At 37.2% G+C, this 8,382-nt stretch carries 6 protein-coding genes and 1 pseudogene; 4 read left to right on the plus strand and 3 right to left on the minus strand.

Features of this window, described 5'->3' with window-relative positions:
- The first annotated feature begins 768 nt into the window (after window positions 1–768).
- Together B2X72_RS26355 and B2X72_RS26360 are read left to right on the plus strand one after the other, a co-directional pair.
- On the plus strand, window positions 769–990 hold the full coding sequence (locus B2X72_RS26355; RefSeq protein ID WP_075991379.1) for a methyltransferase type 11: 222 nt from the start codon (window positions 769–771) through the stop codon (window positions 988–990).
- A 172-nt stretch (window positions 991–1,162) separates the two neighbouring features.
- Window positions 1,163–2,020 carry an alpha/beta hydrolase gene (locus B2X72_RS26360; protein WP_075994664.1) on the plus strand — a complete coding sequence of 286 codons (858 nt, stop codon included), beginning with the start codon at window positions 1,163–1,165 and terminating at the stop codon, window positions 2,018–2,020.
- A gap of 24 nt (window positions 2,021–2,044) precedes the next feature.
- Here B2X72_RS26360 and B2X72_RS26365 read toward each other — a convergent pair whose 3' ends face one another.
- The 3 genes from B2X72_RS26365 to B2X72_RS26375 all read right to left on the minus strand — a co-directional run bounded on the left by B2X72_RS26365 (window position 2,045) and on the right by B2X72_RS26375 (window position 4,542).
- Window positions 2,045–2,581: a GNAT family N-acetyltransferase gene (locus B2X72_RS26365; RefSeq protein WP_286852163.1), complete on the minus strand. Its 537-nt coding sequence runs from the start codon at window positions 2,579–2,581 to the stop codon at window positions 2,045–2,047.
- 195 nt (window positions 2,582–2,776) lie between these two features.
- Window positions 2,777–3,256 (minus strand): GNAT family N-acetyltransferase, encoded by a 480-nt coding sequence (locus B2X72_RS26370; protein ID WP_182329870.1) that lies wholly within the window; start codon window positions 3,254–3,256, stop codon window positions 2,777–2,779.
- Between the two features lie 119 nt (window positions 3,257–3,375).
- Window positions 3,376–4,542 (minus strand): FN3 domain-containing metallophosphoesterase family protein, encoded by a 1,167-nt coding sequence (locus tag B2X72_RS26375; RefSeq protein WP_286852165.1) that lies wholly within the window; start codon window positions 4,540–4,542, stop codon window positions 3,376–3,378.
- Between the two features lie 239 nt (window positions 4,543–4,781).
- Between B2X72_RS26375 and B2X72_RS26380 the strand changes: the two genes are divergently transcribed.
- Both B2X72_RS26380 and B2X72_RS26385 read left to right on the plus strand, forming a co-directional pair.
- The gene (locus tag B2X72_RS26380; protein ID WP_286852168.1) at window positions 4,782–7,919 is read left to right on the plus strand and encodes a SusC/RagA family TonB-linked outer membrane protein; all 3,138 of its coding nucleotides are present in this window, start codon (window positions 4,782–4,784) and stop codon (window positions 7,917–7,919) included.
- A gap of 4 nt (window positions 7,920–7,923) precedes the next feature.
- Window positions 7,924–8,382 (plus strand): annotated as a pseudogene (locus B2X72_RS26385) (hypothetical protein); the annotation flags it as partial.

The raw sequence follows: 8,382 nt of genomic DNA on the forward strand, positions 1-8,382 counted from the left end.
AACGTTTAGGACGCAAGTGAAATTGGATTGATAAACTATTCAATCTTTATTTATGATACACTTCTTTAATTCATTGGTAATTTTAACTATAGTAGGATTGATAACCATCTCTACCAATGTGAAAACCAAAGATCCTCAGGCCAATATTGGGGACACTATAGTAGAATATAAATCTTCAATCAATCGCACTATTAAGCCCAGTATCCTACACAATATGCGACAAGATAAGGTTCAACTATACATGGATTACAAAGATTCTATTTTGTAACATTAACTTTCTTATTTGAAGTGACTGTTTTTATTTTTTGAAAAATATAATTTTTAAATTACTTTATTGTTATATAGATTAATTTCGTATATTGAGTTATATTGAAAATCAAGAGGGTATGTTATGGCGTCTGTTCTGTTTTGCAGCGCTCTAGCGCAATTTCCATCTTTGTGAAGCCTATATTTTTAAATTGATTATTCTTAAATAGCTTGTTATGAAAAAGAAAAGTTCGTCGTGGTTTTTTTATGCCATTATTGCTATTGTCATTTGCGTATTTTTATTATTGAATCTACCTGAACTTATTCAGGGATTTATGAACGGTTATAATTCAGTTATTAAATAGCAGCCTGTTGTTTACCGTTTAATTTACCATACTTACCGAGTTTTTTACTGTGTTTATCTAAATTTTGTAGCTGTTGCACGCGCTGTATTGTAGTTTAGAATGAGTAAATAGAATAGGATTAACACCGTATTTCTTGAATTGAACTTAATCAGATCTAATGAAACGAGTCGAAATATTTAAAACCAATGTTTATCGAATGAAGGATGCACAGCGAATTGTTGCAACTCTTGTCAGCCTCTTTTCCTCTTATAAAATTAATTTCGATCTTGACGATGAAGAACGTATTCTAAGAATTGAATCTTCACAATTGGAAATTGAGACCAACAGCATTGTTAGAAAGATGTTTGAGTGGGGTTATCGTTGTGAAAGAATCATTTAATTATGCTCAAAAAATAAAAAACTAACAATTATATTAATTTTCATTGTAAATTGTGCTGGTAATTTGTTGAACAAAAATGTTGGCAGGTCTTAGGGATATTATGTCGAATAGTCAAGGATTTCAATATAGGATTATTCAAAAAAACAGTCTTGGTAAGCGCAATATATCGGATATGATTGGTAATAGAATGCTCATTCTTTTAATTTTCTTTATTTTTAATACAGATTGTTTGGCACAAAATGGTACTCCTTTATTGATGGGGAGGTCAGAGATTTTGCATTCAAAAGTTTTGGGTGAAGACAGAATGATCAACATTTATCTTCCCGACAATTATAACCCCAATGATGCTGTTCGCTATCCAATTGTATATGTTCTTGATGGTGGTGTTGATGAAGATTTTTTTCATATTGCGGGTATTGTCCGTTTCAGTACACAACCCTGGATCGATAGATTCCCTCAAAGTATTGTTGTTGGAATAGGTGGAAATACACGTAGAAGAGATTTTACCTTCCCTGTTGAAAATACAGATTTTATAGAAAAGGAAGGTTTTCAAAAAGCTAGCTTTCCCTCGTATGGTGGTTCCGAAAAATATAGAACCTTCATGAAAAATGAATTGATTCCTTACATAAGTGGCAATTATAAATCGAATGGAAAACAGACTTTAATAGGAGAATCACTGGCTGGGCTTCTTTCCGTAGAGATACTATTAAAACAACCCGAACTATTTGATGACTATATTATTATAAGCCCAAGTTTGTGGTGGGGCGAGGAGTCATTATTGAAAAAAGCGGAGAAGTTTCTACAAGGTAATTTGAAAAAAGATGTAAAAGTTTATCTTGGTGTGCCCAATAAAGAAGAAGATGTGAGAATGTATGACGAGGCCATAGCGTTATCTGATATACTTAATAACAATAAAAAAATTCATTTTGTATTTGATTACATGCCTGATGAATTGCATTCCACTGTAATACATCAAGCGGTCTACAACGCTTTTAAGAAGTTGTATCCAAAAACATTTTATTCAAAATAGTGTGGGGATATGTAGCGATTAATTTTATTTTATACTTAGGTTTCTTCTATCGTGCCATTCATCTTCCAGGATTGACATCAATAGCTTGTCGTGAAATTGATTATCCCTAAAACAGGCTTTACGCATTCTTCCTTCCAATTGAAATCCTGCGTTTTCATATGCTTTTATCGCTGCATAATTCGGTTCAGATACCGTAAGCATAATTCTATTGAGCCCTAGATTTCCAAACCCTATATCTAGGATTAATTTGGTAACTAAAGAGCCTATCCCTTTCCCCCATTCTTGGCGATTCCCTATAAAGATAAAATACTCTCTGGATCTGTTTAGCTTGGAAATATTACAAATGCCCGCATACCCAATCAGTTTATTCGAATCGTTTAGGAAAATTCCACGATTAAAATTTTTAGAATCGTTGACAACGGATAAAAACCAATTGTCTATATGATCCTTTGATCGGAGTGACTGAAAAAGAGAGAGGGAATATTTAATAGATAAATCGTCATTGAGCCATTCATAAAATGGTGAGACATCTTCAACAGAGAGTGGTTTTAAGTTGACCATGGTTTAAGGTATATTGCATTCATTATTTTCAAAATTTATTCAGGTTCAAAGGCTCTTCAGCTAATGCTCGTTCCCCTGATAGATGCACATAGGGTCGTTTTTCTTTGCTCTTTCGAAGCTTTTTTTGTTAGAAATTGACGGAAGTACGATTTGCTATTAGCATTTGCATATGAAAGTGCAGGTAAATTTCCTGCGCTATCTTCTTGACCATTTTATTTTTACTGCTGATAGGTTGGAAGTCTCAAGACGTTGATTCGGTTCGACTTCAAAACCATTTTTCATATAGAAACCTAGCGGTGAATTATACGGGCAATTATTATTTTTTTTCTCCATGTGATGGTCTATCACCCAGCCGTTAAGCTCCGTTTCTTCAGATTTCAATCTGTCAAGTAGATTGGAACCTATTCTTTTTTTGTGTAAAAGACTTGAAAGTATAATAAGAAACCAGCGTTTTGTATCGCGATCAAATTTTGAACACCAACCGACAATTTGTTGATTTTGTTTGACAAGGATGTGTTGTGGTTGGCCTAAGCTTTCCAAATAGTTCTCAAAGGTCGATAGGCTGGAATATGCCATAACTGCGGGATATTCTTCATTCCATAATCCCATGATAGCAATTTTTTCGTTCCTGTCAAGTTCTGAGGTCATCAGATATTCAGTCGAGATTGTATTCATTTAGATTAATTTACCATAATTTGCTGAATTATAAAGAATAGAGTTAAAATATCTATACGGTAGTTTTACAACATACGGTTATGGCCGTATGGTCCTCATTCATGAGCAAATTTGCTGTTTTATTTTAACGGCTTAATGATCACTTGGTCCACCGTTTTCCCCTGCTGATCGAGAATTTTGAAGATTCCTTTTTCGTCGTCTAAATCTACGCGAAGCACATTATTGTTGGAATTTACAATGATCGGAAATTGTATTGTATTTGTCGCATTTTTGATTATGTGTCTATGTAAATGTCCTGATAGCATGATCTGTGTTCCTGCTTTGTTGAGGATAGGAACAAATTTCTCCAAAATCTCTTGTTCCCCATGCCAACCACCAAAAGGGGGCATATGACAGATTACGATCTTATATTTGGCATCTTTAAATGACGGATCTTCAACAGCTTGAGCTAACCAGGCTGCTTGTTCACTTCTATAGTTATCCATATCTACAATACCACTATATTCAATGTCGGTATCGGGTTTATCTTCACCACAATCTAAAATGATAAAACCAACATTTCCATGCCTAAATTGGTAATATAGTTTACCTGTTGGTGTTGGGAAATATTGGGGATATTCCATGGCAAAAGGTCCACGTGTTTCATGATTGCCTCTTGAATAAAACATTGGTTTTTCGCTGGCGAACTTTTTAATGGCGGTATCCATAAACCCTTCATATAGTTGTGTTTCGCTTAATAGGTTACTAACCATATCACCGTTGAATACCACAAAGTCACTGGTCTCTAGACCGCCGATATCCAATAGCTTATCGAGAACCTCATTGCGTTCGTGAATATCATTAACTACCGTAAAATGGGTAGATTTGGCCATGCCAAAGGTTTGGAAAAATAGGGGTGCCTTTTGATAGACATCACTGGCCACCACTTTTCCATATTGGACATTGACTCCAACATGTTTGAGAACTTCCTGATTATATACACGATATCTATAGCGTGTTCCAGGTTTTAAATTGGTCAATGTAACTTGATGTAAAGTGCCTACCTTTTTGAAGCCATAGGCAGCCGCATAATATTTTGGTCTTTCCTTAAAGTAAAAGTGACTGGAGTCATCTGGGGCCAGCTCAACCCAGCCAGTAGCAGGCTTGTCTGTCGTCCAAATAATGGAAACAGATTGCTCTGTCAATCCTTGAATGAAAGGTAAGTGATTTATTCTGATCGCATCCTGACCAACTGCCATAAAACAATTGAAGAACAACAATAGGATGATGCATTTTAGTTTCGTCATTGTAGTACCTGGGTCTATAATTGATTTACCGATGTAAATCGGTTTTTTCTTAAGCTAAAGATATAAAATTGTGTAAAAAAGCCATCAATCAAAATGTAACAGTCTTGCTAGACTACATGGTACCCCGTTTTGTTTTTTGCTAAAAAAGTGCTGTAAACAGGTAATAATTAAGAAAATTAGACCTGTGTTTGGCACTTATATTTGGAATAACCTAAGTATGAGCACCTAATCAAACACAAATGAAAAAGATAGTTTTATTTTTATCTGTGTTTCTAACTTCACTAATTGCACTAGGCCAGCAGATCACGGGTACCGTACGTGATAAGAATGGTAAGCAATTAGCCGGAGTAACTTTAAGAAACACGAGTACTTCCAATAGTACACAGACCGATGATCAGGGGAATTTTAAGATTTCAGGTAAAGCTGGAGATGTCTTGGAGACGAGTTTTATCGGATACGAGCGAGCGCGTCAGCCTATCCCTGCAACCGGTAAAATGACCTTTACCTTGGTCGAAACATTAAGTATTCTTGACGAGGCCGTGGTTATCGGTTATCAAAGTACTTCCCGCAAAAAAGCTACTGCAGCTATATCAAGTATTTCAGGTAAGGATCTGGAAAATCTTCCAGCTGCCAGTTTTGATATGTTGCTTCAGGGAAGATTAGCTGGCGTCAACGTTCAGAATTTTTCTGGCGCTCCGGGTGCTTCGCCAACATTGGCTGTTCGTGGTACATCGGCAGTTAGCCTGAATTACTCCAATGATGACTATTACAATGTCATTAGTAATCCACTCTATGTTATTGACGGAGTTCCACAGCCTACAGAACAATTTGTGGGCCCGAATACAGGAACAGGAACCAACTACCTTGCAGGTCTAAATCCGAATGATATCGAATCTGTGGACGTGCTCAGAGATGCTTCTGCTGCTGCAATTTATGGGTCTAGAGCAGCAAATGGGGTGATTATGATTACGACGAAAAAAGGGCGTAATGGCGATCCCCGTTTTATGCTAACCGGATATGGAGGTCTAACGCAACGGCCCGAACTACGTGAAGTAACACTCGGAAGAACCGAACGTGAGCAGAAGATGACGATACTAAAAAATCAACTCTCTTCCAACGATTTTAGAAATCTACCTTTTATGCTAACCGATTCGCTAAACCCTGCATTCAATGGAAATACAGATTGGCAGGATTTATTCTACCAAAAAGGAAAGATAAAGAGTGCAGACCTTTCTGTTAGTGGCGGATCGGCAATTAGTTCGTATCGTTTTAGCGGAAATTATTACGATGAGGCCGGGATCATTAAAGCAACCGGGTTTAAACGCTATACAGGAAGACTCAATTTGTCCAGTAAGGCTATCAATGAGCGTTTAACCATCAATCCCATTGTTGCCTATTCGTATAATAAGCGAGCGCGGGGGAGCGGGAGTGATGTGAGCCCAATAGCATTGAGTGCGGGTAGTATGCCATCGTCACTTTTTAATCTTTCAGATGCTAAAAAAGCTTATCTTTTGGGTACCTATGATAGTAGTCTTGACAATAATGAATCTTCTAATCTGAATACCAATCTAAATCTGATTTTCAATATTGCACCTGGGTTAACTTTTACCTCCCAATCTGCCTATATCAAAGATATGGCCAACAGGGCTTATAATAGACCATCAGCCTTGATGAGTGGGGCGGGTAATTATTCGTCAGCTTATTCTTATGAGAATAGCCAGGTCAGGATATCGAACTTTTTAACCTACGTCAAACAGTTTGGAAAACACTCGCTCAATGTATTACTGGGCCAGGAAGCTGAAAAGAATAGAATGCAAAATGTATCAGCTTGGGGCAGCCAGGGCGTATCGGATCAGATCCAAGTGGTTACAGGTTTTCTGCAAAATAATATTGGTGCCAACTCCGATTTGCAAAAATGGTCACAGCTATCTTATCTCGGTCGCTTTTCCTATGATTTTGATAGTAAATACCTTTTTTCAGGTGCTGTACGTGCTGATGGTTCGTCCCGCTTTGGAGAGAACAACAAATGGGGATATTTTCCATCGGCATCTGTTGGCTGGATTTTAACTGAAGAAGATTTTCTAAAAAATAACCCTACATTCACCTTACTTAAAATTAGAGGAAGTTATGGATTGACTGGATCGCTCCCTTCAAGTAACTATTTGCAGTATAATCTCTATAATGTCAATAATGGTGGGTATCAGGGTAATTCCGGAGCAACTTCCTATAATGGTCAGGTGGCTATTACGCCAAACTTTAGAAATGGTGTTGCACAAAAGAACCTGAGTTGGGAACGTAATAGACAGTGGAATCTAGGCGTTGATATGGAATTGTATAGAGGACGATTTACAGCTATGGTCGATGTCTTTAATAAGGAAAATTATGACGGACTATTTGATGTAATGCTCCCGGTGACTTCAGGATATGATTATGCCAAAACAAATTCTGTCGGGATTCGCAATTCAGGTGTCGATATTCAATTATCAGCTGATGTGCTCCCACGTAGCTCCGCATTAACCTGGCGATCCAATTTAAATATTTCTTATGTCAAGAATCGAATTATGAACCTTCCAAATGGTGGCCGTGATATGGTCATGGACGGCGATCGATTTGATAAATCACATATCCTTTCCGTAGGTAGTCCAATCAATGCATTCTATCTCTATAAAACTTTGGGCGTTTTTGCTACCCTGGATGATATTCCTGTTAACCCCTATACAGGTGAGCGTTATCGCAATTCCAATGGAACGTTCAACCCAGGAGATTTTTATTTTGAAGATGTTGATGGCGATTATTTTGTAGACGTGTTTAACAGTGGTATCAATCCGGATAAAAGGGCTATTGGAGATCCCAATTTTAAATGGACAGGAGGTTGGAATAATGTCTTTAACTATAAAGACTTTTCGCTTACTTTATTTTTTACCTATGGTTTTGGAAGAGATGTACTAAATCTTTTTGAATCAGATCAATTTAATAATTCCACTTCCGGAGATGCGGTATCAAATTTCACTTACTATTCGATACGGGATTTAGATAAACTGAATATTTGGAGGCAGCCAGGTGATAAAGCCGAATATGCCAAATATGATATCGGTACCTATCGCTACTACTATACCTCTGCACAGACTTTCTTTTTAGAAAATGGTTCCTATATGCGTTTCAAGAATCTTATTTTTTCTTACAACCTCCCTGAACGCATTAGCAAGAAATGGAGTATTTCTAAAGTGAGATTCTTTGGTATAGTTGACAATGTAGCCCGTTGGCAAAAATCAAAAAAATTGCCTGATGCCGAGGCAGTAAACCCATATGGAGAGTATAACGGTGGGGGTTATCCTATTCCAAGAAAATATACATTAGGATTTGAACTAACTTTTTAAGACGATGAAAAGATTTTTTTTAAACTATAGACTAGCTGTGCTACTGATGCTGGTTTTCTTGCTAGGGTCATGTAAAAAGTTTTTGGTGGAAGAACCTGTCAATTCAACCTTTGCGGGTGCGTATTGGAAAAGCTCCGGCGATTTGAGAAGTGCTATGGCCGGTAACTATGCCTTGGTGCGGGATGTGATGAATTCTGGTAACTGGAATCCGAGTCCTCGATACTTTATGTATGGCGATGCAATTGCCAAGAATTATTTTACAATCCAGTATAATGGCGATGGTCTGGAAGGAATTCAAGACGGAGATTTCACATTTCAATACAACGTAGAAAATTTCGGAGACTGGACCAAGTATTATAAAGCGATTACGATGAGCAATATCCTTATTAATCGAGTTCCTAAGGTAGCGGACGACTTGCTGACCGATGTGACCAATCCGACGAAATTCAAAAATGAGATGCTC

The sequence above is a fragment of the Sphingobacterium sp. UBA7253 genome (assembly GCF_002472745.1).
Classification (GTDB): domain Bacteria; phylum Bacteroidota; class Bacteroidia; order Sphingobacteriales; family Sphingobacteriaceae; genus Sphingobacterium; species Sphingobacterium siyangense.